This window comes from Nostoc sp. (genome assembly GCF_036917455.1).
Lineage (GTDB): Bacteria > Cyanobacteriota > Cyanobacteriia > Cyanobacteriales > Nostocaceae > Nostoc.
In genome coordinates, this window is the sequence record NZ_JBALDK010000107.1 from 1 (window position 1) to 25,244 (window position 25,244).

Annotated in this window: 27 protein-coding genes, 2 pseudogenes and 1 riboswitch; of the genes and pseudogenes, 15 read left to right on the top strand and 14 right to left on the bottom strand. The window is 41.8% G+C overall.

The window, feature by feature from the left end; all coding sequences use genetic code 11:
* Positions 1-92: 92 nt before the first annotated feature.
* From V7K42_RS11905 to V7K42_RS11915, 3 genes and pseudogenes are all read right to left on the bottom strand, one after another.
* Positions 93-438: pseudogene (locus tag V7K42_RS11905) on the bottom strand (ISAs1 family transposase); the annotation flags it as partial.
* 116 nt (positions 439-554) lie between these two features.
* Complete coding sequence (locus tag V7K42_RS11910; protein WP_334916372.1) at positions 555-821, bottom strand: helix-turn-helix domain-containing protein; 267 nt, start codon at positions 819-821, stop codon at positions 555-557.
* A gap of 89 nt (positions 822-910) precedes the next feature.
* Positions 911-1,410 (bottom strand): annotated as a pseudogene (locus V7K42_RS11915) (ISAs1 family transposase); the annotation flags it as partial.
* Positions 1,411-1,664: 254 nt separating this feature from the next.
* Here V7K42_RS11915 and V7K42_RS11920 point away from each other — a divergent pair.
* Positions 1,665-2,033 (top strand): DUF2237 family protein, encoded by a 369-nt coding sequence (locus V7K42_RS11920; RefSeq protein ID WP_334916374.1) that lies wholly within the window; start codon positions 1,665-1,667, stop codon positions 2,031-2,033.
* A gap of 225 nt (positions 2,034-2,258) precedes the next feature.
* Here the strand turns inward: V7K42_RS11920 and V7K42_RS11925 are convergent, their stop codons facing one another.
* Positions 2,259-4,298 (bottom strand): hybrid sensor histidine kinase/response regulator, encoded by a 2,040-nt coding sequence (locus tag V7K42_RS11925; RefSeq protein ID WP_334916376.1) that lies wholly within the window; start codon positions 4,296-4,298, stop codon positions 2,259-2,261.
* A 4-nt stretch (positions 4,299-4,302) separates the two neighbouring features.
* A complete protein-coding gene (locus V7K42_RS11930) occupies positions 4,303-4,875 on the bottom strand; it encodes a chemotaxis protein CheB (protein ID WP_334916420.1) in 573 nt (190 codons plus the stop codon).
* Between the two features lie 903 nt (positions 4,876-5,778).
* Between V7K42_RS11930 and V7K42_RS11935 the strand changes: the two genes are divergently transcribed.
* From V7K42_RS11935 to V7K42_RS11955, 5 genes are all read left to right on the top strand, one after another.
* Positions 5,779-6,279 (top strand): DUF2231 domain-containing protein, encoded by a 501-nt coding sequence (locus V7K42_RS11935; protein WP_334916378.1) that lies wholly within the window; start codon positions 5,779-5,781, stop codon positions 6,277-6,279.
* Entirely contained in the window at positions 6,276-6,893 is a 618-nt protein-coding gene (locus V7K42_RS11940; RefSeq protein WP_334916422.1) for a DUF2231 domain-containing protein, read from the top strand. Before V7K42_RS11935 ends, V7K42_RS11940 begins: the two co-directional genes overlap by 4 nt.
* Positions 6,894-6,929: 36 nt before the next feature.
* Positions 6,930-7,850, top strand: coding sequence for a cytochrome c oxidase subunit II (locus tag V7K42_RS11945; protein WP_334916424.1), 921 nt, complete (start codon positions 6,930-6,932; stop codon positions 7,848-7,850).
* Between the two features lie 13 nt (positions 7,851-7,863).
* Positions 7,864-9,525, top strand: coding sequence for a cytochrome c oxidase subunit I (gene ctaD, locus V7K42_RS11950; protein WP_334916380.1), 1,662 nt, complete (start codon positions 7,864-7,866; stop codon positions 9,523-9,525).
* A gap of 96 nt (positions 9,526-9,621) precedes the next feature.
* Positions 9,622-10,224, top strand: coding sequence for a cytochrome c oxidase subunit 3 (locus V7K42_RS11955; protein ID WP_334916382.1), 603 nt, complete (start codon positions 9,622-9,624; stop codon positions 10,222-10,224).
* 204 nt (positions 10,225-10,428) lie between these two features.
* Here V7K42_RS11955 and V7K42_RS11960 read toward each other — a convergent pair whose 3' ends face one another.
* The 3 genes from V7K42_RS11960 to V7K42_RS11970 form a co-directional block, all read right to left on the bottom strand.
* A complete protein-coding gene (locus tag V7K42_RS11960; RefSeq protein ID WP_334916384.1) occupies positions 10,429-11,208 on the bottom strand; it encodes a hypothetical protein in 780 nt (259 codons plus the stop codon).
* A gap of 166 nt (positions 11,209-11,374) precedes the next feature.
* Positions 11,375-12,211 (bottom strand): CheR family methyltransferase, encoded by an 837-nt coding sequence (locus V7K42_RS11965; protein WP_334916386.1) that lies wholly within the window; start codon positions 12,209-12,211, stop codon positions 11,375-11,377.
* Positions 12,212-12,435: 224 nt separating this feature from the next.
* The gene (locus tag V7K42_RS11970) at positions 12,436-12,972 is read right to left on the bottom strand and encodes a hypothetical protein (protein ID WP_334916387.1); all 537 of its coding nucleotides are present in this window, start codon (positions 12,970-12,972) and stop codon (positions 12,436-12,438) included.
* 264 nt (positions 12,973-13,236) lie between these two features.
* Between V7K42_RS11970 and V7K42_RS11975 the strand changes: the two genes are divergently transcribed.
* From V7K42_RS11975 to V7K42_RS11990, 4 genes are all read left to right on the top strand, one after another.
* Entirely contained in the window at positions 13,237-13,812 is a 576-nt protein-coding gene (locus V7K42_RS11975; protein WP_334916389.1) for a Uma2 family endonuclease, read from the top strand.
* Between the two features lie 199 nt (positions 13,813-14,011).
* On the top strand, positions 14,012-14,752 hold the full coding sequence (locus tag V7K42_RS11980) for an LmeA family phospholipid-binding protein (protein ID WP_334916391.1): 741 nt from the start codon (positions 14,012-14,014) through the stop codon (positions 14,750-14,752).
* Positions 14,753-14,779: 27 nt separating this feature from the next.
* Positions 14,780-15,331 carry a DUF2231 domain-containing protein gene (locus tag V7K42_RS11985; protein WP_334916393.1) on the top strand — a complete coding sequence of 184 codons (552 nt, stop codon included), beginning with the start codon at positions 14,780-14,782 and terminating at the stop codon, positions 15,329-15,331.
* Positions 15,332-15,872: 541 nt separating this feature from the next.
* Positions 15,873-16,094 (top strand): hypothetical protein, encoded by a 222-nt coding sequence (locus tag V7K42_RS11990; protein ID WP_334916395.1) that lies wholly within the window; start codon positions 15,873-15,875, stop codon positions 16,092-16,094.
* 5 nt (positions 16,095-16,099) lie between these two features.
* Here V7K42_RS11990 and V7K42_RS11995 read toward each other — a convergent pair whose 3' ends face one another.
* Positions 16,100-16,321: a ferredoxin-thioredoxin reductase variable chain gene (locus tag V7K42_RS11995; protein ID WP_181154510.1), complete on the bottom strand. Its 222-nt coding sequence runs from the start codon at positions 16,319-16,321 to the stop codon at positions 16,100-16,102.
* A 635-nt stretch (positions 16,322-16,956) separates the two neighbouring features.
* Here V7K42_RS11995 and V7K42_RS12000 point away from each other — a divergent pair.
* A complete protein-coding gene (locus V7K42_RS12000) occupies positions 16,957-17,700 on the top strand; it encodes a M50 family metallopeptidase (protein ID WP_334916397.1) in 744 nt (247 codons plus the stop codon).
* Positions 17,701-17,730: 30 nt separating this feature from the next.
* On the opposite strand, the gene V7K42_RS12005 is transcribed toward V7K42_RS12000, so the two are convergent.
* Complete coding sequence (locus V7K42_RS12005) at positions 17,731-18,735, bottom strand: 2-hydroxyacid dehydrogenase (protein ID WP_334916399.1); 1,005 nt, start codon at positions 18,733-18,735, stop codon at positions 17,731-17,733.
* A gap of 373 nt (positions 18,736-19,108) precedes the next feature.
* On the opposite strand from V7K42_RS12005, the gene V7K42_RS12010 reads away from it, so the two are divergent.
* Both V7K42_RS12010 and V7K42_RS12015 read left to right on the top strand, forming a co-directional pair.
* The gene (locus tag V7K42_RS12010) at positions 19,109-19,882 is read left to right on the top strand and encodes a nucleoside phosphorylase (RefSeq protein ID WP_334916401.1); all 774 of its coding nucleotides are present in this window, start codon (positions 19,109-19,111) and stop codon (positions 19,880-19,882) included.
* Positions 19,883-20,482: 600 nt separating this feature from the next.
* Positions 20,483-21,064, top strand: a complete 582-nt coding sequence (locus V7K42_RS12015; protein WP_334916402.1) for a retropepsin-like aspartic protease family protein — start codon at positions 20,483-20,485, stop codon at positions 21,062-21,064.
* 3 nt (positions 21,065-21,067) lie between these two features.
* On the opposite strand, the gene V7K42_RS12020 is transcribed toward V7K42_RS12015, so the two are convergent.
* Genes V7K42_RS12020 through V7K42_RS12035 form a run of 4 tightly spaced genes read right to left on the bottom strand, consistent with a single transcriptional unit; the run spans position 21,068 to position 23,747 of the window.
* Positions 21,068-21,901, bottom strand: a complete 834-nt coding sequence (locus V7K42_RS12020) for an energy-coupling factor ABC transporter ATP-binding protein (RefSeq protein WP_334916404.1) — start codon at positions 21,899-21,901, stop codon at positions 21,068-21,070.
* On the bottom strand, positions 21,876-22,688 hold the full coding sequence (gene cbiQ, locus V7K42_RS12025; RefSeq protein ID WP_334916405.1) for a cobalt ECF transporter T component CbiQ: 813 nt from the start codon (positions 22,686-22,688) through the stop codon (positions 21,876-21,878). Before cbiQ ends, V7K42_RS12020 begins: the two co-directional genes overlap by 26 nt.
* The gene (locus V7K42_RS12030) at positions 22,685-22,984 is read right to left on the bottom strand and encodes an energy-coupling factor ABC transporter substrate-binding protein (protein WP_334916406.1); all 300 of its coding nucleotides are present in this window, start codon (positions 22,982-22,984) and stop codon (positions 22,685-22,687) included. The genes cbiQ and V7K42_RS12030 overlap by 4 nt, the downstream gene beginning before the upstream one ends.
* Positions 22,971-23,747 carry an energy-coupling factor ABC transporter permease gene (locus V7K42_RS12035; RefSeq protein ID WP_334916407.1) on the bottom strand — a complete coding sequence of 259 codons (777 nt, stop codon included), beginning with the start codon at positions 23,745-23,747 and terminating at the stop codon, positions 22,971-22,973. The genes V7K42_RS12030 and V7K42_RS12035 overlap by 14 nt, the downstream gene beginning before the upstream one ends.
* A 26-nt stretch (positions 23,748-23,773) precedes the next feature.
* A riboswitch (cobalamin riboswitch) is annotated at positions 23,774-23,913 on the bottom strand.
* A gap of 158 nt (positions 23,914-24,071) precedes the next feature.
* Here V7K42_RS12035 and cbiM point away from each other — a divergent pair.
* The gene (gene cbiM / locus V7K42_RS12040; protein ID WP_334916408.1) at positions 24,072-24,824 is read left to right on the top strand and encodes a cobalt transporter CbiM; all 753 of its coding nucleotides are present in this window, start codon (positions 24,072-24,074) and stop codon (positions 24,822-24,824) included.
* A 30-nt stretch (positions 24,825-24,854) separates the two neighbouring features.
* On the top strand, positions 24,855-25,229 hold the full coding sequence (locus V7K42_RS12045; protein WP_334916409.1) for a PDGLE domain-containing protein: 375 nt from the start codon (positions 24,855-24,857) through the stop codon (positions 25,227-25,229).
* The last annotated feature ends 15 nt before the right edge of the window (positions 25,230-25,244 follow it).

Sequence of the window (25,244 nt, forward strand, 5' to 3'; positions counted from 1 at the left end):
TAGATGCAGCATTCGCAGAAGTGACGATAGAGAATTTACTCGGTTGGTTTACTCACTGCTGCTACTGTACTTCAGAAGACTGATAACCGCTATAAAGTTTTTCCGTCAATTGCAACTACCTCACCCGAAGTTATTTTCTGTATTGATTTCATCCAGTTTGAGAAACATGACTGAAATTCCTGCGGATTTAACTGTGCAAATATTCTTGCAAAAGTATCGTGAGATGGTATCCCATTTGGTAGCTCCAAAAACGTTTTCAACCACTCATACTTCGTACAGCCATAGTTCAATCGCCACCCAACTTTCCGCTCCACATATCACCGCACAAATGGCAATAGTCAAAATATCAATTAATTTGTGTCGAAGAGTGCGATCTATTCGTCGGTCTGACATTTGTGCAAAGTAGTCAGCAATGGTGATTTTGGGCTTGAGTTTCACGCAAACTGGGCAATATTGCTACTTTTATAATGACTTTACCATCAAAGCTTGATTGCTTACCCACATGTCATCTGCGATCGCTGTCTTTATCCTTTTTTAGTATCAATGTACTATATTTAGATGCGTTTGCCCTGGGGGGGATGACCACCTGTATGTTGATACCGCAGTACTTCTATACCTGAAATATTGTAACTATGTACCCACTCCATGATTGTTTGGGGGTTGCGTCCTGTTTCCCGACCTACCTGTGTTGCGCTTTTTCCATTACATATCTCATACAGTGCCATCAAACGTTCGCGGGTACGAGCATGATTTGCTTTTAACGCCTCTTGTCTCAATATTGAGCTACTTTGATTCCAACGATCGCACTCTACTTTAAGCATCCTCGTTTTGTTCTCTACTACACCCACTTCTTCAGAGTAATATTTTTTCTGGCAAAACTCCAGTTCTCAAGATGGATGAGGTTTATATCGAGCATTTCTAATAGTGCTGGAATCGCGGTGAAGTCCAAAGGATTTGTCACTGACCTTTGTTTGTCCCAAGACCAAACGATGTTCGCTTGACCACGCACTAACTGTGTGTAAAAGCTTTTAGCTGGGATTCTCGGTCATATGAACCTCTATGAGTTTTGCCATCTATGGCTACTACTTCTACTCCCAACTTCTCAACTAATGATTGTACCCAATGCCGAAAACATTGCTCAAATTCTTTTGGGTTAATTCTCTCAAACACTCTCCTAAAAGTATCAGGGCTGGGTATTCCGAATCGTAGTGACAAAAACGTTTTCAACCACTCCTGTTTATTGAGTCCATACTCCTCAATATCTTCCCAACCTTCCGCTCCTGCTATTACTGCTAAAATTGCTATGGTGATGATATCGGTGAGTAAATGATATCTCGTTCTTTCTACTCTGGGGTCTTTTATTTCTGTGAAGTATTCCTGAAATTTATTGGTAATCTCAAAGCTATCTATGAAGGGTGTAAAAGATGCTTTGGTTTTGCAATTCTAGTTCTCAAATCCTGCTGGCATTACTCGAACCTTGGGGCTAGATGGATTAAATCTTACCCTAGCCTAGATAGTGCCACTTTGTTTCTAACTTGATTGCTGATCAGGTAAGTCCGCTTGTCAATAGGGTTTGAGACGCGCTAACCCTGTTACATTACCGAAGATGATGCCTTCGGTTGGTTCAACCACTGTAGTCTATTTACATGAAAATTGCTGTAACTATGATAGAAGCTAAAAATGTAATTGATGGAAACCTAGAAGCCTGCTGCACTTCTCCCATGACTGGGTTTTACCGCGACGGTTTTTGTCGCACAGGCGGTCAGGATTTCGGGTCGCACGTCGTATGTGCCGAAGTGACCTTAGAATTTCTAGAGTTCACCAAATCGCAGGGGAACGACTTAAGCACACCTGTTCCTGATTTTAATTTTCCTGGATTGAAGCCTGGCGATCGCTGGTGTTTGTGTGCTTCTCGCTGGCAAGAAGCTCTTGATGCTGGTGTTGCTCCACACGTCATCCTCTCTGCAACCCATGCTAGAGCTTTGGAAGTGGTTTCTCTAGATGAATTGAAAAAACATGCTGTAACTTCTTGATTGGGGATTAGGGAAGGTGGGGCCCCCTCTGGGGATAAAGGGTAATGGGGATTGGGTAAGCTGTCGCGCCTACAAGTTGCCTCATAATCTTTTAGGTAAAACCTGTAAACCCTCTCCTCTCCTCTGCCCCTCTGCCCCTCTGCTCCCCTGCTGTCTCAATGTGCAAATTAAAAACACAACAGCTTATTAGTTATTCCCCGTCATTCCCCATTCCCCAGTTCAAAATCAACTCACTGGAACTTCCACAGGTAGCTTTAATAGACTGGCAACCATCGCAATTAATTTAGTGGGGTCTATTGGCTTAGATAAATGCTGCTGAAACCCTGCTGAAAGAGCTTCTAAGCGGTCTTCCTCTCGTGTGTATGCTGTTAAAGCGATCGCTGGAATACATCCACCTTTTTCTGGTTCTAAAGAGCGGAGTTTGCGAATCAGCGTATAACCATCTTGCTCTGACATGCCGATGTCGCTAATCAGGATATCTGCTTTTGCTTGTTCAAGTACTGCTAGCGCTTCATCAACTGATGCAACTGCAATGGCAAATGCCCCATACTCCTCAAACATAAAACTGAGAAAGTTACGGGTATCTGCTTCATCATCTACAACTAAAACCTTTAATCCAGCAAGGGGTGTCGATGCCACAGAAGAAATTTCTCCTGTGGCTTCTCTATTTCCCCTATTACCCCGATTGTCTTGTAGCAGTGGCAGTTTCACAGTGAAGGTTGCTCCTTGTCCAGTGCCTGGACTTTGGGCAAATATTGTCCCTTTATGCAGTTCCACTAAATGACGGACGATCGCTAACCCTAGTCCTAATCCATTGTGCGATCGCGTTGTGGTGCTGTCTGCTTGCCGGAAACGCTCAAATACTTTCGGTAAAAACTCGGAACTTATGCCAATACCTGTATCGATAACTTTAATTTGGGCGTATTTTTGAGTTGTTTGTTCTTCACCCCAGACTACTGACAGATTTACTTCTACCCTGCCGCCCTTGGGGGTAAACTTAATGGCATTAGTTAGTAGATTCCATACTATTTGCTGTAACCGCGCTGGATCGCCATAAACTGACCCTACCGAAGCATCTAACATAGTATTTAATAAAATTTCTTTTGGATCTGCTAGGGGACGCACTGCTTCTAAGGCTGCCTCCATAACCGAGATGAGATTCACCGCAGATACATTTAACCGCAACTGTCCGCGGATAATCCGGGATACATCTAAGATATCCTCAATTAGTTGCATCTGAGATATAGCATTGCGTTCAATGGCTTCTAGGGCGCGGGAAGTGGCTTTGTCGTCAAGTTTCTTAGAGCGGAGAATTTTTGACCAGCCCAACATCGAGGTTAGGGGCGTGCGGAGTTCGTGGGAGAGAACGGCAAGAAACTCATCTTTCATTCGATTTGCAGCTTCTGCTTCTTGTCGTGCGGTTTGTTCTCGAATTACTTGAGCGCGGACTTCTTCTGCTTGCTTGCGTTCAGTAATATCTTCGAGAGTGCCGACATATCCCAGCAATTCCCCTTGACCGGAAAGCATCGGTGATGAGCGAACCTGAACCCAACGGACGATGCCTTGAGCAGTTTGAAAGCGAAACTCTTCAGAGTAGTCACGACCATAATAAATGTAGGTAGACCAACTCGCAACTGCTCGTTCTTTATCTTCTGGATCAACAGATTCTAGCCAGCTTTTTTCTAAACTCTCTGCTGCTTTCAAGCCACAAATTGCTTGGTAGCGAGGATTTGTATATCTACATCCTCCTTCAGTATCAATTTCAAAAATGCCGACGGGTGAACAGGTACTCAGCGATCGCAATCGTTCTTCACTTTGCCTGAGTTCCGCATTCACAGCTACTAGTTGTGCAGTTTGTTGCTTGACGGCTTCTGTTTTCTTAAATAGTTCTACGAATACTGTGACTTTGGAAGTCAAAATATTGGGATCTAATGGTTTAAGTAAATAATCAACTGCACCCAAGGCATAGCCTTTAAACAGCATTTGGTCGCTAGTGCTAAAGGCGGTGAGAAAAATAATAGGAGTGTGACGCGATCGCCCCCGATTCCGAATTAAGGTAGCAGTTTCAAAGCCATCCATCCCTGGCATTTGCACATCTAGCAAAATTACTGCAAAGTCTTGATGCAGCAGACACCTCAAAGCTTCTTCCCCAGAAGTAGCTCTCACCAGATTCTCTCCCAGTTTTTCTAGGATTGCTTCTAGTGCTAGCAAATTTTCTAGTTTATCATCCACAAGGAGGATGTTTACTTTGGGTTCCATCTGCATGGGCTTATTTCCGTAATGAGTGACAAAGCTTGACCACTTGGGAAGCAATATTTTCGAGTGTCAAAATCCAGTCTACTGTAATAGCAGAAATTGCTGCTTCTGGCATAATATCGCTCTCAGCTGTAGTAGGTTCTTGTACGATAGTTAGTCCTCCCCGCACTTTTATTTTCTTAAGACCTTGCATACCATCTTGATTTGCCCCTGTCAATATTACACCAATAACTTGCTGGGTGTAGACATCGGCTGCTGACTCAAACAGCACATCAATAGATGGTCTGGCATAGCAAACTGGCTCATCAGTCGAAAGAGCAAAGTGACCTGGTTCAACCAGTAAGTGATAATCTGGTGGAGCTAGATAAATATGTCCTGGTAGCATTTCTTCTTTGTCTTCCACTTCTCGAATCGGTAATGAAGTGAATTCTTGCAATAATTCCTGGAGTGTGTTGTTAGATTCCTTGTGACGGTGTTGCACGATCGCGATCGGCACTAAAAAATCTGCTGGTAACTTCCCCAGAATAATTTTTAATGCTGATAATCCGCCTAAAGAAGTACCAATCACCACAATTTTAAACGACACTTGTTTAGTCCTCACAGGAAGCATCTCACCTTTGCAAATATACCTGGCGCTTAGAGTTCGCAGTTTATTTTGCACGCAAACTCAAGGAATTTGAAACCGAGGTTGGTGGGTTTTGTCTGTATAGCCGAATGGCACGCTTGTAAAGGGAAAATCGTTGAGGCAGCAGGGGTGCAGAGGAGCAGGGGGGCAGGGGAGCAGAGGAGCAGGGGGGCAGGGGAGCAGGGGAGAAAGAAGAAGTTTTAGGTATTGCGTTCGGATATTTAAAAATTCCCCTCTGCACCTTTGCTCCCCTGCCCCTCTGCAATCTTTACGCTGCATACTCTTCAGCTTAACTTAGTGCCATTCCTGTATAGCCATGAATGACCTTCGCCAAGGCTATACCTTGATTTGCATTTATACAAACTATCCAAAATTATATATTTTTGTCATAAGCATTACAATTAAAGATTTTATCATTGTTAAATAATTGACAGAAAGATATTGAATTTAGGAGCTTTTTAATCCTAATTAAATGCCAGAATCGCTACATTATAGAAATACTTTCCAGCTAAATAGCTAACTTTTAAAACTTTAATTATTATTGTTTTGACAATTCACAAAAATTTACTTAAGCTAAAAGATAGGTTAAGCAAATCAATAAACAACAGCAATTTGTTAGCTCCACCAATAATTGCTGCTACAGACTATTGGCATGAGGAAATTAATCACAATCACAATGATTCCCTGTAGGTAAGCTCACGAGATTTAGCTGCAAAAAGCTAAGAGATGATTAAGCGTATTGCACCGCGCACTTATTGAACATATTCCGGTCAATTATGGATGGATACTTATGGTGAGATTAATTAGTATCCATCAATCATGGAAGTTTGACCATAGTGCGGTAGATATGTCCAGGAGAATATAATGCTTGAGTATTTTACATCATTGAACGACCATAATTTGCCCTATCCAGATACGGTTCATCCCATTGTTGTCCACTTCGTAATTGCGATGGTCTTGTTTTCGTTTTTCTGTGATGTAGTTGGGTATTTTACTGGTAAATCCAGTCTGTTTGAGGTGAGTTGGTGGAATATGTTAGTTGCCACGCTCGCCATCTTCGTTGCGATCGTTTTTGGTCAGTTTGAAGCAGGTTTAGCACAACCCTATAGCCTAGCTAAATCGGTGCTGAATTTGCATACACTTATTGGTTGGTCGCTTTCGGGAATCATCACGGCGCTTACAGCTTGGCGTTATGTAATTCGTACCCGGAACCCGCAAAAAGTACCAATCTATTATTTGGGAGCCGGACTATTTTTAACCCTAATAGTTGGCTTGCAGGTATATCTCGGAGATGAGCTTGTTTGGGTGTATGGATTGCATACCGTGCCAGTTGTGGAAGCAGTAAAGGATGGTCTGTTGCGATGAACTCAGAATTAATTGACCAATTGACAGGCTCTCTAGGCGCAAACGGATTACCCTACACCATTCCCATTCATCCCAACTTAGTCCATCTGACAATAGGTTTGTTCATTATTGGGATGACCTTTGATATTGTTGGTGTTCTGTTCCCCTTCCAAAAATGGATCTTCAAATTTTTGGCAATTACCGTGGAACGTCAGAACTTATTTGATGTTGGCTGGTACAACATGTTAGCTGCCAGCATCATCACATTTTTCACGGTAGCAGCAGGCTTTTATGAAATGCTGTTGGCAACACCACCAGCCGATATGAAGAGTGCCTGGGGATTACAGGCGATGCAAACCATGATTTGGCATGGTGTGGGTGGTGTGTTCTTATTAGCGTTGATTGTTGGTATGACCATCTGGAGAGGTTGGCAGCGCTTCGTTTGGGGCAGACAAGAATATAAACAGACAGATAGAGAAGTGCAGTGGTTCTATCTGTTCGCAGGCATAGGAATCATGTTCATTCTGTACATCCACGGCACACTAGGAGCGCAACTAGCCGCCGAATTTGGCGTACACAATACAGCAGATAATTTGCTGCGATCGGGCCAAAACCTCAACACAATACTCAAATAAGTCAATTTTCCTTTGATTAATGACCAATGACCAATGATGAAAATCCAGAAGATTTTAAATATTTTGACGCTGCTTACAGGCGCGATCGCAGTGACTATTACCAGTCTCTGGATCGGCCAACAAGCTTACTCTTGGCTTCCCCCCCAAGCGGCAGCCGAATCCCTACTAATTGATGATTTGATTAGCTTCTTAGTAACCCTCGGTGCCTTCATTTTCTTGGGAGTCACAAGTACTCTAATGTATTCTGTGATCTTCCATCGGGCCGTCAAAGATGACTTCACTGACGGCCCTGCAATTGAAGGTAATATCACCTTGGAAGTTGTTTGGACAGCAATTCCAATACTCTTAGTGTTGTGGATTGCTGGTTACAGCTATCAAGTTTACGAACAAATGGGAATTCAAGGGCCATCAGAATTAGTTCATCTGCATAATCCATTGGGAATGCAATCAGCTTATGCAGAACCCAAAAATGCCCCAGCCTTAGCAGAACCCGTCGAGAAAATTGACGTACTAGCTAAACAGTGGGCGTGGGTGTTTCATTACCCAGAAAGAGATGTTACGAGTACCGAATTGCATTTACCTAGCGATCGCCGGATACGTTTAGCGCTAAAATCGCAAGACGTTCTCCACGGCTTCTATATACCTGCATTTCGCCTCAAGCAGGATATTATTCCCAATCATGCGATCGACTTTGAATTTACTCCCATCCGCCCTGGCAAATACAGCTTGACCGATTCCCAATATAGCGGCACATACTTTGCGACGATGCAAGCGAATGTAATCGTCGAATCTCCTGAAGATTATCAGCAGTGGTTGGCCCAAATTGCAACCCAAAAGCCATCTCCAGCAAAAAATCAGGCGGCTGCTGAGTATGCCCAAACATCCAATCAATCAGTTCAAACTGGTTGGGTTACAGTTCCACCTGCTGCACCTCCTCTAGTCAATTCACCTGGTTGAAAGGAAAGTAATCATGACTAATGTTCCTATTGAAGGTATGCTTCTTCCTGATGAGAAGCATAACCACGAATCTATAACTAGCTGGAAAGAATACTTCAGCTTTAGTACCGACCACAAAGTAATCGGTATCCAGTATCTCGTTACCTCCTTCTTCTTCTTTCTCGTTGGCGGTATCTTTGCGATGGTGATGCGGGGAGAACTGATGACACCCGAATCAGATTTAGTCGATCGCACCGTCTATAACGGGATGTTCACTATGCACGGCACTATAATGCTGTTTTTGTGGACATTTCCCTCACTCGTTGGTTTTGCCAACTATTTAGTACCCTTGATGATTGGGGCGCGAGATATGGCATTTCCCCGCCTAAATGCTGTTGCCTTTTGGATGGTGCCAGTAGTCGGAATTATCATGATGGGTAGCTTCTTTGTCCCTGGTGGCCCAGCCCAAGCCGGTTGGTGGTCTTACCCACCAGTCAGTCTCCAGAATCCCACAGGTAACTTGATTAATGGTCAAGTTCTCTGGCTCTTAGCGGTGGCAATATCCGGCGTATCCTCAATTATGGGGGCAGTGAACTTTGTCACCACCATCGTCAAGATGCGGGCCCCAGGCATGGGTTTCTTCAAAATGCCGTTGTTTGTCTGGGCAGTATTTAGCGCCCAAATTATCCAACTATTTGGACTACCTGCATTGACAGCTGGCGCAGTGATGCTGCTACTCGACCTCACGGTTGGTACTGCATTTTTCGACCCAGCAAAGGGTGGTAATCCAGTTATGTTTGAACATTACTTCTGGTTTTACTCCCACCCCGCCGTTTACGTGATTATTTTGCCCATCTTCGGGATTTTCTCAGAAATCTTCCCAGTTTATTCACGTAAACCCTTATTTGGTTACAAAGTAGTTGCCGTTTCATCGATTTTGATTGCAGTAGTTAGCGGTATCGTTTGGGTACACCACATGTACGTCAGTGGTACACCAGGCTGGCTGCGGTTGATTTTCATGCTGACAACAATGTTTGTATCTGTCCCCACAGGAATTAAAGTATTTGCTTGGGTAGCAACTATTTGGGGCGGTAAACTGCGGCTAAATACCCCCATGCTTTTTGCCTTGGGTGGATTAATCATGTTTGTCTTCGCCGGCATCACAGGCATCATGCTGTCTTCCGTGCCGGTCGATGTCCACGTTAACAATACCTATTTTGTGGTAGGACACTTTCACTACGTCCTTTACGGCACTGTGACGATGGGCTTGTATGCAGCCATCTATCATTGGTTCCCCAAAATGACTGGTCGGATGTACTCAGAAAGCTGGGGTAAAATCCACTTCTGGTTAGCATTCATCGGTACTAACCTCAACTTTTTACCTATGCACCCCTTGGGATTGCAAGGCATGTTACGCCGAGTTGCTTCCTACGCCCCAGAGTATCAATTCTGGAATGTCATCGCTAGCCTGGGCGGATTTCTCTTAGGAATGTCCACCTTACCTTTCATCTTCAACATGGTAATTTCTTGGATGCAAGGCGAGAAAGCACCCAATAATCCTTGGCGGGCAATTGGATTGGAGTGGATGGTTTCTTCACCACCTCCAGTAGAAAATTTTGAAGAAATTCCCATCATCATCTCCGAACCTTACGGCTACGGCAAATCTGAACCCTTAACAGCCAACCTATCAGAATAACGCCAAACATCGGGAAGACGCAAAAACCCTCCGCGTACCTCCGCGCTTCCCTTGGCGTTCCTTTGCGTTTCAAATTCCCCTCAAACTAAAAGCAAAATGGACACTTATATAAATCCCCATGAATTGCACCACACTGACGCAGAACATACCCACGACGAAGAAGGCAACAAGATGTTTGGCTTCATCGTCTTCCTCCTCTCTGAAAGCGTTATTTTCTTGAGTTTTTTCGCTGGATATGCCATTTACAAAACAACAACTCCTAACTGGCTACCAGCTGGTGTTTCGGGGCTAGAAGTAAAAGAACCGACAATCAACACGATAATTCTTGTCGCCAGTAGCTTTGTGATTTACTTAGCAGAACGCGCCCTGCAACGCCATGATTTAGTGAAATTTCGCCTGTTTCTCTTGACAACAATGGCGATGGGTACTTACTTTTTGGTTGGACAGGCGATTGAATGGAACGGCCTCGATTTTGGCTTCACCACAGGAGTATTTGGTGGGACATTTTACCTGCTAACAGGTTTCCACGGTTTGCACGTTTTCACAGGTATTCTGTTGCAGTCGATTATTTTGGTACGTTCTTTCATTCCTGGTAACTACGACACAGGCCACTTTGGTGTGAATGCCACTTCGTTGTTTTGGCACTTCGTCGATGTTATCTGGATTATTTTGTTTATCCTCATCTACGTCTGGCAGTAAGGGATTATCCAAGAAATAAATGTAATCGAACCACAGAGACAAGGCAGCGCGGTCTTGGGGGTTTCCCCCATGAGCGACTGCCGCGCAGAGAACACAGAGAGAGGAAAAATAGAGAGGATTTTTGCGTCGGTTTTGGGATATTTTTTATTTGGAAGTCCCTAAAATAAGTTGAGGGAGGAATGTACTCTCTCAACTTATTTCTGTTTACACTAAATAACTCGTATTTGGCACGATCGCAAAGAAGGCATACTCATACCAAGCAGTCCAAATAAAACTGCGAATCCATCGCTGACGCTTTTCGGGACTCAATTCATATTCAAAGGCCCCACGAGAGACATCAATGGAAGATAGATGAGAGTTGCAACCACAGCCGTGTTGATAAGTAAAACCGTATTGAGAAGCAATACTTTGCACTTTCATCTGAATCGCAAATACCTTACCTGCATGGAGGATGGCATCCCAAGAACGCTTGTGTTCGATATCGCGGGGATCAAATCTTAAAGCACGTTCTTCAAAAACATAATCGCGGTAAATTGGTGCTAGATGTACATGATAGAAGCTGGCAGGTAGTTCATAACCAAACTCGTTGAATAAATCTATACCAATGTGAGCCACTTTTACTTCATCAGCATATTCTGCCCCCTTTGACTCCACATCACGGAGAATTTCTGCAAAGTTTGGATAGCTGTCTTTGAGAAAGTCTTGCCCGAAAAACTCTAGGGTTTCCCATGCTAGTTGTGCAAATAGCTGAGAGAATGAAGGTATCAAGTGAGCTAGTTGGGGGCGATCGCTAAATAAGTCAACGTCACCATGCTGTAATTTGTATAGGAACAACTGCGCCATCTCAACATAGCTTTGGGGATGGGAAAGTCCGACACTCGTGGTTCCTCTAGCAATCTCTTGCCATGTCGAAGGTAGTTGAGAAACGTGTACCGCATTTTCTCCAGCAATGATTGCAACAGGAGGACATTCGAGAAGTTGCATCGACAATCTCCTTTAAGACTTCAATGTGTAATTTACCTTAAGCAACCCTTAAGTGTATCTTTTGAACACAATTAAAAATGTTTTACAGACTGTCTTTTGACAAAATTATAACTTTATTTTAAAATAAAAGATTTGTTTTACTTCATCTAATAAAACAGCCAGAATTTTAAGCCCCAGCTATTTTTTTATATAGTTTCTCACCTTTGACTATCTCTTCATAGTGCTGTTCATAAGAGGTGAACCTGATGGATTCTTGTTTTCCTAAACCCAAAATACCAAAGGTACAGAGGCTATTATAAAACAGTTCGTGGACTCGCTTTTGAAGTACCTGATTGAAATATATCAGGACATTACGGCAAAGAATGACATTAAACTCATTAAAAGAACTGTCAGTTGCTAAATTATGCTGGGCAAACACAACGTTTTCTCGTAATGATGCTCGAAAAATAGCATTGTCATAAGCGGCTGTATAATATTCTGAAAATGACTTTTTGCCGCCTGCCTTCAGGTAAAGTTGAGTATATTCCTGCATCAGTTTTATAGAGAAAATCCCAGTTCTAGCACTTTGTAATACCTTCTCATTAGTATCAGTTGCATATATTCGGCAACGGTGATAAAGCCCTTCTTCTTGTAGTAGAATTGCTAATGAGTAGACTTCTTCTCCCGTGGAACATCCAGCGTGCCAGATGCGAATAAACGGATAGGTTTGCAAGAAGGGAACAACTTGATTTCTGAAGGTGTTATAAAAACTAGGATCGCGAAACATTGATGTCACATTCACCGTCAGAGCAAGCAAAAATCGTTCCAAATAAGCACGGTTGTGCAGTAAACGCTCTTGCAAGGCAGAAATATTAGCTAATCCCTCTAATTGCATGAAGCTGTGAATGCGGCGCTTGAGTGAGGAAAGAGCATAATCGCGGAAGTCATAACCGTAGTATTGATACACCCCTTCCAAAAGGAGATGTATTTCAATATCCTCCAAGGTTGGTTTGGGCAAAGTCATAGTACAAATTAGCATATATGCTGAACCAGCTATTTAAATATACTGGCAATACATGGGTTAAGCTGCTTGGAGTTAATCAAACAACTGTTTTCAAAAATGCCTCATGGAGCAAAAATTATTTATATTCTAGGATGTTAAGTTTTTAGAACCCAAATGCATCTTACGCCGAAAATAAAATAGCTTGCTGGATCTATTAAATTTGATAACGGTGCTACTTATGGGTTTCAGTTTAACTTAATTGCTGTCACTGCTAAAACAGCGATCGCTATTATTGAAATCCCAGCTAGCAATCTAACCTGAGAACGCAGATTTTTAATCTCTTGATAAGGATTTTCTGTCGGTGGTATAGGATATGGTTGAAGTTCTGCAACTTCAACAGCAACTTCTTGAGGCACATTTTGAATACTTTCAAAAGCTACTTGCGTATGCAGCCAATTAGTAATCAGTTGGGGACAGTTTTTCTTAAACCAATTTAAAGCCAAAGTTTTAAAAACTGGTTTAGACATCCGGGCGATTAATTTCATCACCCTATTTATAGGCTTCAGGCGAAGCTTTTGGTTGATCAAATTGACTGAACCAACATCATACAGACAATCCAGAATTAGTTTTACAGTCGCTTCTTCGCTGTTAATCAAGTTTTGCAGTAAAAGCAGAACATCGTGCATCCGCTCTGCTTCGATAAGCTTTTCTGTCAATGTTTCTGGAGGGTTTACTGAAGGATTTACGGTTGTATTTAGGGCGTTTCGTCTTACTATTGTCATATTGGTAACATAGCAGCCAGAATAATGTCAGTACACCTATCTACCGAGAGAAAGATTTTTTATCTAGAGAGAGAACATAAAAGCCAAATTTTGTTTGTGAGACATATCACTATATCGTCCCTGGAAAAAAGCTATTTGTCTAGCTCCTATGAATCTTTTTATAACAAACCGCTTTAGACACAGAGAACGTAATGCAGGAGAAGAGAAAGGGGGGGAATCTCAGTCTAAAATTGAAATATCTATCAAGCTTGCTATGACGTTATCATGACCAGCGAAAAAATAACCGTCCAGTCTTTGTATACTGTCACTGATGAAGAACTAATGCTGATGAGTTCGCAAAACTTAGAACTGCGATTTGAACGCAATGCGAATGGAACCTTAGAAACTATGCCCTCTACTGGTGGAATTTCTGGTAATCGAGAAATCAAAGCAGGAGCCTATTTGTTAAATTGGGTAGAAAGTCAGGATTTAGGTGAAGTTTTTAGTTCTAGTACAGGTTTTAGATTAGCAAATACGGCTGTTAGATCGCCTGATGCTGCTTTTGTCGCTAAAGGACGTTTACCAGAAGGTTGGGATCAACAAGAAGATAAATTTATTAACTTAGCACCGGATCTTGTAATTGAAATTCGTTTTAAAAATGACAGTTTGGCAAAACTCAAAACAAAGATGGAAGAATACATTAGTAATGGTGTTCAATTAGGATGGTTAATTGATAATAAAAATAAGCAAGCTTTCGTTTATCGTCGGGATGGTTCAATTACTCAATATCCAGCTACGGCAATATTAAGCAGTAAAAATATTGTACCTGGGTTTACATTGTCTTTAACAAAACTATTATGAAGGAAATTTATACCAATTAAATTTAAAAATGCGCTAACCAAAAAATTACTTTAAAATTACTAGAAATTATGTAATTCTACTTTTAGACAGATAATATTTAAATTTATATTCCATCGCCAGACAGATAAAACTATAATATTAATTTATTAGATTAATTCAAGGTTATGCTATTTAGCTATTTATAGGAGTTAGTTTAATAATGCCAGACAATTCTGGATTAGGAGAGCAGGCGCTAAATAAAGCCGCAGAAATAGGATTATCTAGCCAGTTAGATGAAGTTGAAAATTTAGATGTCGATATCAAAACAGACCCGCTTAAACTAGTTCAGGGACAGGTGGATTCAGTCAGCGTTGAAGGCGAAGGTTTAGTGATGCAAAAAGACCTTCGTATGGAGGAATTAAAAATGCAAATGACTGATGTTGCTATAAATCCTCTGAGTGTGGCTTTTGGCAAAATTGAACTTACTCAACCTACTGAAGCTAATGCCCAGGTTATATTAACCGAAGCTGATATTAATCGCGCCTTCAACTCAGAATATGTGCGATCGCAATTGCAAAGTCAAAAAATCCACGTTAACGGGCAACTGACGGCTATTGAGCCACAAAATGTAGACTTTCGACTACCTGGTGATGGTAAAATAGCACTAAGTGCTAGCATAAAATTAGTAGAAACAGGTGAAAATCACCAAGTAGCTTTTTCCGCAGTGCCTCAGATAAGCCCGAATGGAAAAACAGTTTCTCTAGAAAATGTTGAGTATGGCGAAAGTGAAGAAATATCGCCTGAGTTGACAAAAGCTTTGGTAGATGAAACTAGCGAAATTTTGAATTTGAGTAACTTTGATTTAGAGGGAATAAATCTGCAAGTTAGGCAACTAAAAGCAGAAGTAGGCAAACTAACGCTACAAGCTGAAGCTTATATTCAACAAATTCCTTCTGTTTAAAAACTAATTAATTGAGGATATGAAATAATGGAAAGTACAGAAACAACGCAAACAAGTTCAACACCTTTTCCAAATATTCCACCAGTTATTGAAAGTAACGACAGTGAGTATCTGGATACAGGCGTACCTAGCACGGTTGCGATCGCAGGACATCCACTACATCCCCTGAGTGTAATCTTCCCCATCGCCTTTTTAGCCGCCGCTTTGGGAAGTGACATCGGTTACTGGTTAACTGGTGATTTCTTTTGGGCTAGGGCTTCATTATGGTTAATCGGACTCGGATTAGCTGGAGGTCTACTCGCATCTGCCATCGGCCTGAGCGATTTTGTGAAAATTGAACGAGTCCGCAAGCGCACCGCAGGTTGGACGCATTTAATACTTAACGTTTCTATCTTAGTTTTATCACTTGTCAACTTTCTCCTGCGTTTGGGCGACGCTGAATCCCGAATAGTCCCTTGGGGACTATTAATATCACTAATTGTTGGCACACTGACGAGCGCTTCCGGCTGGTTTGGTGCCGAACTTTCTTATCGCCACAAAATTGGTGTCGTTGGTGCTGGTAGCAGAAGATACCCATAATAACGAATTGTCAAGAAAGGATATTTTGTCAAGGCTAAAATTTTCGTTAGTTTTTAGCCTTGACAAAATGCTCTAAGAGGTTGAATAAACAAGTGTTTCGCTGTGACTTTAGGCACTTTTAGATCCCCCCTAACCGCCCTTCAAAAGGGGCGAACCAGAATCAAAGTCCCCCAATTGATCGGGGGATTTAGGAGGATCTAAAATTTTTGAGCCCGACAAGAGGACTTTTCAAACATCCTCTAACATCGCAATCAAACAATATTTATTATTTATCGAAACAGAATTCAGTACGACTGGCAGATAGCATAAAGCCTACGGCATAGCAACTCTTCGCGAACGCTTAGAGCGAGTCCGCGAGCGTCTGAATAAGATGTTTGAAAGTTTATAATAGATAACTTAACAAGGGGGTAATCGGAATCAAAGTCACCCTTTTTAAGCGGGACTTAGAAGGCTCTAAAAGTATTTGATACATTACTCTTCACTTTTAAAACATCCTCTAACTCCCAACTCCCAAGTTCTAACTTCTAACTCAATTAACTTTATGTCTAAAAATTTACCTTATATTATGCCATCCCCTCAACCCCAAGTTGAGGAAGCTTTTGCAGCTTACCAAACAACTCACCACTTCTACCATGAAGTTCGGTCACGGTCAGAGTTTCAACGTTATTGTGAATGGTATTACACAACAGCAGAACAGCATCGCCAAGAGCTTAAAAGAATGCGCGGCGAACTGAATATTTTTCAGTGGTTTCGCCGGCGATAAGCGATCTAGATGACCTCTAACTCATTTTCACGTAAATGGGCTTTAAACTTTTTACTAAACTGGACTACAATCGGCAAATTAGCGCTTACAGGTCTGTCTCGCCATTGGGTGGCAATATTTACTACATCGCCTTCTGTGCCTTTGATGTCAAAAGCCTGATTCCGGTGTTCAGGATGATGATACACTACTACCGAATCTTTAACGCGGACGCGATCGCCAACTTTCATAACAACATTTACACCTAGCATTTGCTTTTCCACAAGTATCTGCTACAAAATATATGATTAAATCGCTTAAAATTTGATTTAATCAGCTATTTCTTGACGCTTCACAGGGGTGCGACGGCGCATTTAACCCTCTGCGTCCAGGCACGTTTTAGCTATCCGTGCATACTTTTGCAAGTTTTGGCCGCGTTAATGTTTATCACTCCCAACCTCCGTTTTACCCCAAAACCAGGGAAACAAAAGAAAATGAAGCGATATTTCAGATGTGCTTAGTACTTTGGCAAGAGATATAACCCAATCGTCTTCAGGGGAACTGAAAGTTTTCGGGCATTTTAAAATCTGGTCAAGAGAATATTTTACACAATTACTGGAACAACAGGTTCACGATTTTATTCAAGAGCTTATCTTGGATATGTTTATCGCCTAGTAATTTCTCATCTTGCTTACTGATGTTGGTTTTGATTAAAAAATAAATGCAAGCACAGCAACTATTTTAGCTATTGACTATATGTAATTTAAATGCTTATCAGTTTAAGTACACTAGGATAGAGAAAATACACTGTCCATTTTAGATTTTGAATTTTCCAGAAAATCTAAAATCTAAAATCTAAAATCTAAAACCCAAAATAGAGTGACTTATGAGGGAACCAAGCAAAAATTTTGAACCTTTGCTTACCAAAGAAGCCCCGCCAGTTGTCGAACGCATGGGGCTAACCTGGCTAATTGCAGCAGCGATCGCAACAGCTTTACTGTGGCAAGTACCAGGAGGTGATTATATCTTATACCCATTTACAATTCTGGCAACCTGGTTTCATGAAATGGGTCACGGCTTAATGGCACTCCTATTAGGAGGGCAGTTTCAGAAATTACAGATTTTTAGCAATGGTTCTGGTGTTGCAACTTATGGCATCCGGTCGTTATTGGGGCCAATTGGGCCGGCAATGGTGGCAGCAGCAGGCCCAATGGGGCCGCCTCTTGCTGGTGCGGCTTTGATTCTAGCTTCCCGCAGTTTTACAGCAGCAACCCTCTGTTTAAAAATATTAGGGAGTTTTTTGCTATTTTCCACATTAATTTGGGTACGTTCCTGGTTTGGATTGGTAGCAATTCCCTTGTTGGGTTTAATAATCTTGGGTATCGCCCTGAAAGCACCTCGCTGGGCGCAAGGATTTGCCATTCAATTCCTGGGCGTACAAGCTTGTGTAAGTACGTTCCATCAACTCGATTATCTATTTAGTAGTTCTGCCGGCCCCCTTGGACTTTCTGATACAGCGCAAATGCAGCGATATTTGCTTTTACCTTACTGGTTTTGGGGCGGGTTGATGGCGATCGCATCGCTGGTGATTTTAGTCCAAAGTCTTCGCCTTGCCTATCGTTCAGAATGAAAATACAGATGAGCGATCGCCAAACCTTAACTAAGCTGGCTGTTGAGCGCGAATTTCATTGACACAAGGATGACCATTTTCAATATCAGCAATATTAGCAAAAGTTGTTTCTGCGATATTGTGGAGTGCTTCTGCTGTAAAAAAAGCTTGATGTCCAGTAATGAGTACATTGGGGAACGTTGTCAGACGTTGGAAAATATCATCTTGAATAATTTCGCCAGACAAATCCTCAAAGAACAATTCCGATTCTTGCTCGTAGACATCCACACCGAGATAGCCAATTTTACCAGACTTCAATCCCTCAATCACTGCTTGGGTATCAATCAGCGCACCTCGGCTAGTATTAATTAACATCACGCCTGGCTTAATCTGTTCTATAGCCTCAGCGTTAATTAAGTGATGCGTTTCCGGAATCAGGGGACAATGTAGAGAGATAATATCGCAGTTGGCAAATAGCTCAGGTAGTTCTACATACTTTCCACCTAGCGCCTCCAATTCGGGATTGCGATAAACGTCATAAGCGAGTAATTTACAGCCAAACCCCTTCATAATCTGTCCTAAAATCAGACCGATTTTGCCGGTGCCAACAATCCCCACTGTGCGCTCATGCAAATTAAATCCCAACAGTCCATCTAGGGAAAAATTGCCTTCTCTGACACGGTTATAAGCCCGATGAATTTTGCGATTCAGACTTAAAATCAATCCTACAGCATGTTCTGCTACTCCGTAGGGTGAATAGGCGGGAACACGCACAACGGTAATTCCTAAATCTGCTGCGGCTTGTAAATCTACATTGTTAAACCCTGCACAGCGAAGGACAACCAACCGAGTTCCCCGTGAGGCGAGAAGCTCTAAAGTTGGGGCATCAACCTGATCGTGTACAAATACGCAAACCGCCGGAAATTCGGCGGCGAGGATAGCAGTATCCCGATTTAAACGGGGTTCAAAAAATACTAATTCGTGTTGTGGGGGAGAATTTGCAGCTGACAAAAACTTCCGATCGTAGGCTTTGGTACTGAAGACTGCTACTTTCATGCAAAACCTCAAGCTGTATACTGCACGGTATTCGACTACATAATACCTTGGCAGTTAAAGAAGCGATGTCTATAACGGGCTATTCAACATCACAGCTTTGAATATTGCCAGTCTTAAGAATTCATATTTGTGTAAGCAATTCTAATAGCATCTTAGAGAATGTTTGAAAAGTCCTCTTATCGGTATCAAAAGTTTTAGATCCCCCTAAATCCCCCTTAAAAAGGGGGACTTTGATTCCGGTTCCCCCCTTTTTAAGGGGGGTTAGGGGGGATCAATAAGTGCCTAAAATCACAGCCAAAGACTTTTCAAACAACCTCTTAGATGAAGAGGTAAAAACGGTTAGTAAATAAAATAATCAAAAATCTCAAATTTAATGCCAAATAAACGCTTTTATCACATTGGCTTTGGACAAGATGATTTAGGTTCATCGCCTCCCAGCATTGCTTTATTATCTGGCGATCCAGAGCGATCGCATCTAATTGCCCAAATTTATTTCCAAGATATCCACTTATTGTCAGAAAATCGTGGACTCAACAGCTACATGGGATACTTACCAAATGGTCGCAGCATCTTATCAGCTACTAGTGGTATGGGTGCGCCTTCATTAAGTATTGTGGTGAATGAGTTAATCCAAGTAGGAATCCGGCAAATTATTCGCATTGGAACTTGCGGATCGATTCAACCTTATATACCAGTCGGTAGCGTTGTTATTAGCAGTGCAGCATTGTGTCGCCAAGGTGCAGCAAATGATATTGCACCTGTGGAGTATCCAGCCGCAGCCGATCCGTTTTTGACAGTTGCTTTAGTTAAAGCTGCGCGAGAATTAAAGGTTGAACATTACATCGGAATTACGGCATCAGTTGATACTTTTTACGAAGGACAAGAACGCACAGATTCAGCGAATCCAAATTTAATGCGATCGCTACATGGTATTACAGAAGAATATCGGCGCTTGAATATCTTGAATTATGAGATGGAATGCGGCACGCTTTTTAAGATGGCAGGTGTGTATAATTTTGCTGCTGCTGCTATTTGCGGTGTAGTCGCTGGGCGGACTGTGAGTGAAAATATCATCTTAGAACAGAGAGATATTGCCGTTAAAAATGCGATCGCAACTGCTGTACATGCAGCCGCAACCTTTGAATAAGCTCAAAAATGTATCCGATCTAACTTCTTAGAATGCCAGATTGAATCTGCTCTAAGAGGATGTTTTAAAAGTGGTTGGCTGTAATTTTAGGCACTTGTTGATCCCCCCTAACCCCCCTTAAAAAAGGGGGAAGAATCAAAGTCCCCCAATTTATCGGGGAGCCACTGCGGTCTTGGGGTCTCCCCAAGTGAAGCAAGTGGCGTGGATTTAGGGGGATCTAAAACGTTTTGCTATCGACCAGAGGACTTTTAAAACATCCTCTAAGTAGTTTTATCATGTCTTTATCTAATCTTTAATTTTTCAATCAGTAATTATAGGTAAGATGTATTAAGTAAAATGCTATTTTATCCGATGGAGACACATAAATAGAAAACTTCAATAACTAGCTTTAGAGTAAAAAAGTTATGTATATATACTAGATATAATATATTAATTAAAAATGATAAATAAAATAATGCAATATATTTGAAGCTTGTGAAAGATAATTTCCTAAAAATTGCGTTTATTATGAAAAATATGTGTTTACAGTACTAATTGTTATAGCTATTATAATAAATTTATATATTAAAAAATATCAGCCAAAATGGAGATAAATATAATATGAAGAATGCTTGTAGGCGTTGGATTAAGACGGTTAACCTAGCTGCGATGTCTACGACAGGCTACGCCTACACACTAATCCCGACACTAATATTTTTAGCATTCTCTCATCAGGCAATAGCTGACGATCCAGGAGCATGTTACATGGTAACTTCCTCCGGTAAAACCGTTGGATTAGAAAGGCTTTGTGGGAATATAGCCGCACCTTCAGACGACAGAGTTTTTCGAGTCTTAATCAAACGCCGCTTTGGTGGAACTCCTGTGATTGACGTTACCTTCAATAACAAAAAAACCTTTGAAATGATTGTAGACACAGGTGCTAGTGGAACCATTATCACTCAAAGTATGGCGAATACACTTGAACTCCAGGCTACAGGTACAATGCAAGCTCAAATTGCCGACGGTAGCGAGGTAGAATTTCCAACCAGTAAGATAAAATCTGTTGCAGTAGGTGGAGTTACAGCTAATAATCTTCAAGTAGCGATCGCACCAAAAGCCAGTATCGGCTTACTGGGCCACGATTTCTTCGGTAGCTATGATATTAAGATTCTGGAGAAAGAGGTCGAATTTCATCACCGTTAATCCTCACAAGACATTCCGAAATTGCTCTAATATTCGCTGTCGCACTCGTTCTATCACTACTTCCTCCTCAGCAGATAGCCCATCAAATAACATTTCATATATGAATGGTACACCCAACTCTAACTCCGATAAAAGTGTGCGTTGGCTAAATACATCTTGTGGTTTCCCTTCTACCATCAGTCGCCCTTTATCCATAACAAAAACCCAATCTGCCCATCGATAGACTAAATCTAAATCATGAGTTGCCATCAATAAAGTAGTTCCATCTTGATGAATTTTTTTCATCGTTGCTATCAAGTTTCGAGTATGTTTGATATCTAAATAAGCTGTTGGTTCATCCAGCACCAAAAGTTCTGGCCGCAGTACCATCACATCTGCTATAGAAACTCGCTTCTTTTGCCCTAAACTCAGATGATGTACTGGTCTTTCGGCTAAAGCAGTCAGCCCAAATTCAATTAATGCTTGTTCTACCCGATCTTTAATTTCAGATTCTGGTAAACCCAAATTACACAAACCGTAAGATATATCTTCTTCAACTGTTGAAGCTACTAATTGTTGTTCTGGATCTTGAAATACTAGCCCAACCTTCTGCCGTAAGCTACTAAGATAATTTCGGTTATAACTTAAGGGTTCACCGCGCCAACGAACAATACCAGAATTAGGTTTATATAGACCATTAGCTAATAAAAATAGTGTAGTTTTCCCACAACCATTTTGACCAATCACTGCACATCTTTTGCCAGATGGAATCTTCAGTGTTAGACCATTCAAAGCTGATTGCTGTGCTACTGGATAGGTGTAATATACCTGTTCAAATTCGAGTAAATATTCCTGCATTCCGCCAAAAGTCCAATGCTATTAATACTACACAGCCGAAAATAGCTTCGATGATATATCGCCTTTGAGGATGATAACGGCGGGGATGCCAAACTCGAAATTCACTGACAAAACCCCGTGATTCCAGTCCGAGAGAGAACTGACTATACCGTTGTAAGGTTCGCTGTAATAGTTGTCCGATTAAGAGTGCTAAACTTTTCATCCCGCTACGCCAAGTACGATAGCCACCACGAGAATTTTGTGCTGTCAACAATTCACTAGCTGTATTTAGCAGAATGAAAATAAACCGATACATTAGCAATAATAAATCGTTTAAAAGCACAGGAAATCGCAAGTAACGCAGAGTTTGTAATATCTCCGTGAAAGGGACAGTTAATATGAGAAAATATAAGCAAGAAACAGAAGCTAATGCTCTGGTTAAAATTCCCCATGCTTGGATACTGCCACTATGACTGATATAAATATACAAGTGTCCGAGAGTGAATCCATACCACGAGTCTAATTGCACCTTGGGCAAATCAGTAATTGCAACTCCATTCACCATCAAGGCTGGTAAACTTGTCAAACAAAAAACTATGGTGAACATTAACAACCGAAAATAAACACCAGCCGGAATTCTTGCATAAATAACTGTCCAAACGCCCAACCAAAGCGCTATCAAAATTTGTACCAAGGGATGGGTAACAAGGGAAATTGCAAGAGTCGTAAATGCAAAAATTATTTTATGTTCTGGTGGTAATCTTCGCAGTTGATTAGTGTAAGCTAAAGTGTCTAGTTGCAGGCTCATTCTTCACGTTTTTGTTGAGAACGTCCTTTATACAAACCAATTGCATAACCGACTACTCCCGCACCTAAAGCTGCTTGCGTAGCAAATAATAAGCTTTCTATTTCTCCACTAGCTGGTTCAAAAAATGATTTAAACCAGGGTTTATATCTAGGTTGGATTTCAGTGATTGCTTTTTCGGCTTTGTCATCAGAACCGGCAAATTCCCCACCCCGCACAAATATTAATGGTGCAACTGCTAAAGCTAAGACAGCTACTACCAACAGCCAGTTACTCAACCCTTTTTTAGATTGACTCATTACCATTTCCTCGCTTGATTAATTGCAACAGTTCCAATTCTTGAGGATTATAAGATTGCAGCCAGTTCCACACCAACACAGTTAGTAATCCTTCACTAATTGCTAAGGGAACTTGAGTTATAGCAAAAATTCCGGCGAACTTGATAAATGAAGCAATAAATCCACCAACGGGGGCAGGAAAAGCTAGGGCGAGTTGAACAGAAGTGATAATGTAGGTGAGTAAATCTGCGATCGCAGCTGCGAGAAATATGGCGATTTTTTGTTTACCACCCAACTTTATTGTCAGATTATATATCCAGTAAGCTGCAAACGGCCCTGCGATCGCCATTGAAAAAGCATTTGCACCCAGCGTAGTTAAGCCGCCATGCGCCAGTAACAAAGCTTGAAATAACAACACCAAGCTACCTAAAACCGTCATGGTGAGAGGGCCAAACAGCACAGCACCTAACCCCGTCCCTGTCGGATGAGAACAGCTACCTGTGACGGAAGGAATTTTCAACGCTGACAACACAAAGGTGAAAGCACCAGCCAAGCCCAGTAGTAGTTTTAGTTCTGGGTTAGCTTTAGTAATGCGTGTTAAACTACGCAACCCTAATAAAAAAAATGGTAATGCCACAACCCACCAAAAAATTGCCCACTGCACTGGTAAAAAACCTTCCATAATGTGCATGGCATAAGCGGGTTTGGGTAAACCAACTACCAAGTAAAAACTGATAACTGCCATCAGGGTTAGACTGACTAACGCCTGTTTTTTTCTTTTCATAACCTGTACCTCGCAGATTTATGTAAACGAATTGGTTCCCATCGGCGGGCATCCTGACTCACCTAATTTTGGCTCACAGTTGCGGGACAGCGCCGGATTTACACCGGACTTTCCCCCTTGCGTCTGATAGCTGCTCCCTATCAGAACCGATTGGAGTAACTATATCACCATTGCTCAAGCATCAGGATTGCGAACAGAATAATACTATCAATCTGAATTGTATTTAATATGCCCCCCTACTGGATTGAAGTTTTGAGAGAATACATGGTCTACTAGACAACTAGACCCTTAAATCAATCTGGCTGCAAAGGACACTTCTTAAATATGGAAACAATACCATTTATGGGTGCTTCGTCCTTCGGCTGGCTGTATTGGGTAATACAGCCGCATCTAGCTATGCACATTCCAGATGGCTTCTTGAATTTACCCGTTATCCTTGTCACCTGGATAATTGCTCTTGCCTTAATTACCCTAGCAATTAAGCGATCGCAAGCAGAATACCAAGAACGAGCCGTACCTTTAATGGGAGTTTGTGCAGCATTTATCTTTGCAGCGCAAATGATCAATTTCCCGATTCCAGGAGGCACTTCTGGACACCTTTTGGGCGGAACACTAGCTGGAGCTTTATTAGGGCCTTGGGCTGGATCGCTAGTTATGGTTGCAGTGTTTATCGTGCAAGCTGTTCTATTTCAAGATGGTGGACTAACAGTTTTAGGGGCGAACATCTTTAACATGGGATTAATCGGTACCTTTGCTGGTTATTACCTCTATCGCACAATCAGATTTGCGACTGGGCGCGATACCTTGCGAGGTATGACAATTGGTGCAGCGATCGCTGCTTGGACAAGCGTAGTGGTAGCTTCAGTTGTGTGTGCCTTAGAACTAGCTGTGTCTGGGACGGTTCCTCTGATGGTAGGTTTGACAGCAATGGCTTCTTGGCATGTCCTAATTGGTATTGGCGAGGCGTTGATTACCGTGGTAGCACTTAGTTTTATTTGGCGGACTCGACCTGATTTATTTTACGATCCACCCCGTCAGATAAAATCACCTATGTCTCGTCCAGTCTCTCGTTATTAAAAGGTGTGATTAAATCAGGATTTAATACTTATGAGTAGCAACCTCTCGCGATCGCGCAACCGGGCTTTTGTTATCGCTGGCTTAGGTATTGCCTTGTTGATTGCAATTTTTCTCTCGCCACTAGCAAGTAAAAACCCAGATGGGCTAGATAGAGTTTCCAAGGATCTAAAGTTTGACAGCAAAGAACTTGGAGAGAAACCCTCTCACAAATTACCCTTCTATAGCATTTTTAATGAGTATGCCCTTAGAGGAGTACCAGAAGCGATCGCTACTCCATTAGCTGGATTAATCGGAACATTAACAACTTTTGGTTTAGCTTGGGGTATTGGCAAACTAGTTATTCGTGGTTCTAGTTTACCTTCTACACAGTATGAGGCTGATTCAGACTCAGATGCGCCAGATTAACAATTCGTAATTAGT

What these genes read in the sequence shown, in the direction of transcription:
- V7K42_RS11985 (WP_334916393.1), top strand. Translation starts at nt 14,780, where the DNA reads ATGGAAAGTACAGAAACAACGCAAACAAGTTCAACACCTTTTCCAAAT.
- V7K42_RS11955 (WP_334916382.1), top strand. Translation starts at nt 9,622, where the DNA reads ATGGACACTTATATAAATCCCCATGAATTGCACCACACTGACGCAGAA.
- V7K42_RS12045 (WP_334916409.1), top strand. Translation starts at nt 24,855, where the DNA reads ATGAGTAGCAACCTCTCGCGATCGCGCAACCGGGCTTTTGTTATCGCT.
- V7K42_RS12015 (WP_334916402.1), top strand. Translation starts at nt 20,483, where the DNA reads ATGAAGAATGCTTGTAGGCGTTGGATTAAGACGGTTAACCTAGCTGCG.
- V7K42_RS11945 (WP_334916424.1), top strand. Translation starts at nt 6,930, where the DNA reads ATGAAAATCCAGAAGATTTTAAATATTTTGACGCTGCTTACAGGCGCG.
- V7K42_RS11970 (WP_334916387.1), bottom strand. Translation starts at nt 12,972, where the DNA reads ATGACAATAGTAAGACGAAACGCCCTAAATACAACCGTAAATCCTTCA.
- V7K42_RS11960 (WP_334916384.1), bottom strand. Translation starts at nt 11,208, where the DNA reads ATGCAACTTCTCGAATGTCCTCCTGTTGCAATCATTGCTGGAGAAAAT.
- V7K42_RS11910 (WP_334916372.1), bottom strand. Translation starts at nt 821, where the DNA reads ATGCTTAAAGTAGAGTGCGATCGTTGGAATCAAAGTAGCTCAATATTG.
- V7K42_RS12005 (WP_334916399.1), bottom strand. Translation starts at nt 18,735, where the DNA reads ATGAAAGTAGCAGTCTTCAGTACCAAAGCCTACGATCGGAAGTTTTTG.
- V7K42_RS12000 (WP_334916397.1), top strand. Translation starts at nt 16,957, where the DNA reads ATGAGGGAACCAAGCAAAAATTTTGAACCTTTGCTTACCAAAGAAGCC.
- V7K42_RS11980 (WP_334916391.1), top strand. Translation starts at nt 14,012, where the DNA reads ATGCCAGACAATTCTGGATTAGGAGAGCAGGCGCTAAATAAAGCCGCA.
- ctaD (WP_334916380.1), top strand. Translation starts at nt 7,864, where the DNA reads ATGACTAATGTTCCTATTGAAGGTATGCTTCTTCCTGATGAGAAGCAT.
- V7K42_RS11975 (WP_334916389.1), top strand. Translation starts at nt 13,237, where the DNA reads ATGACCAGCGAAAAAATAACCGTCCAGTCTTTGTATACTGTCACTGAT.
- V7K42_RS11965 (WP_334916386.1), bottom strand. Translation starts at nt 12,211, where the DNA reads ATGACTTTGCCCAAACCAACCTTGGAGGATATTGAAATACATCTCCTT.
- V7K42_RS11935 (WP_334916378.1), top strand. Translation starts at nt 5,779, where the DNA reads ATGCTTGAGTATTTTACATCATTGAACGACCATAATTTGCCCTATCCA.
- V7K42_RS12035 (WP_334916407.1), bottom strand. Translation starts at nt 23,747, where the DNA reads ATGAAAAGAAAAAAACAGGCGTTAGTCAGTCTAACCCTGATGGCAGTT.
- V7K42_RS11925 (WP_334916376.1), bottom strand. Translation starts at nt 4,298, where the DNA reads ATGCAGATGGAACCCAAAGTAAACATCCTCCTTGTGGATGATAAACTA.
- V7K42_RS12030 (WP_334916406.1), bottom strand. Translation starts at nt 22,984, where the DNA reads ATGAGTCAATCTAAAAAAGGGTTGAGTAACTGGCTGTTGGTAGTAGCT.
- V7K42_RS11990 (WP_334916395.1), top strand. Translation starts at nt 15,873, where the DNA reads ATGTCTAAAAATTTACCTTATATTATGCCATCCCCTCAACCCCAAGTT.
- V7K42_RS11940 (WP_334916422.1), top strand. Translation starts at nt 6,276, where the DNA reads ATGAACTCAGAATTAATTGACCAATTGACAGGCTCTCTAGGCGCAAAC.
- V7K42_RS12020 (WP_334916404.1), bottom strand. Translation starts at nt 21,901, where the DNA reads ATGCAGGAATATTTACTCGAATTTGAACAGGTATATTACACCTATCCA.
- cbiM (WP_334916408.1), top strand. Translation starts at nt 24,072, where the DNA reads ATGGAAACAATACCATTTATGGGTGCTTCGTCCTTCGGCTGGCTGTAT.
- V7K42_RS11920 (WP_334916374.1), top strand. Translation starts at nt 1,665, where the DNA reads ATGATAGAAGCTAAAAATGTAATTGATGGAAACCTAGAAGCCTGCTGC.
- V7K42_RS12010 (WP_334916401.1), top strand. Translation starts at nt 19,109, where the DNA reads ATGCCAAATAAACGCTTTTATCACATTGGCTTTGGACAAGATGATTTA.
- cbiQ (WP_334916405.1), bottom strand. Translation starts at nt 22,688, where the DNA reads ATGAGCCTGCAACTAGACACTTTAGCTTACACTAATCAACTGCGAAGA.
- V7K42_RS11995 (WP_181154510.1), bottom strand. Translation starts at nt 16,321, where the DNA reads ATGAAAGTTGGCGATCGCGTCCGCGTTAAAGATTCGGTAGTAGTGTAT.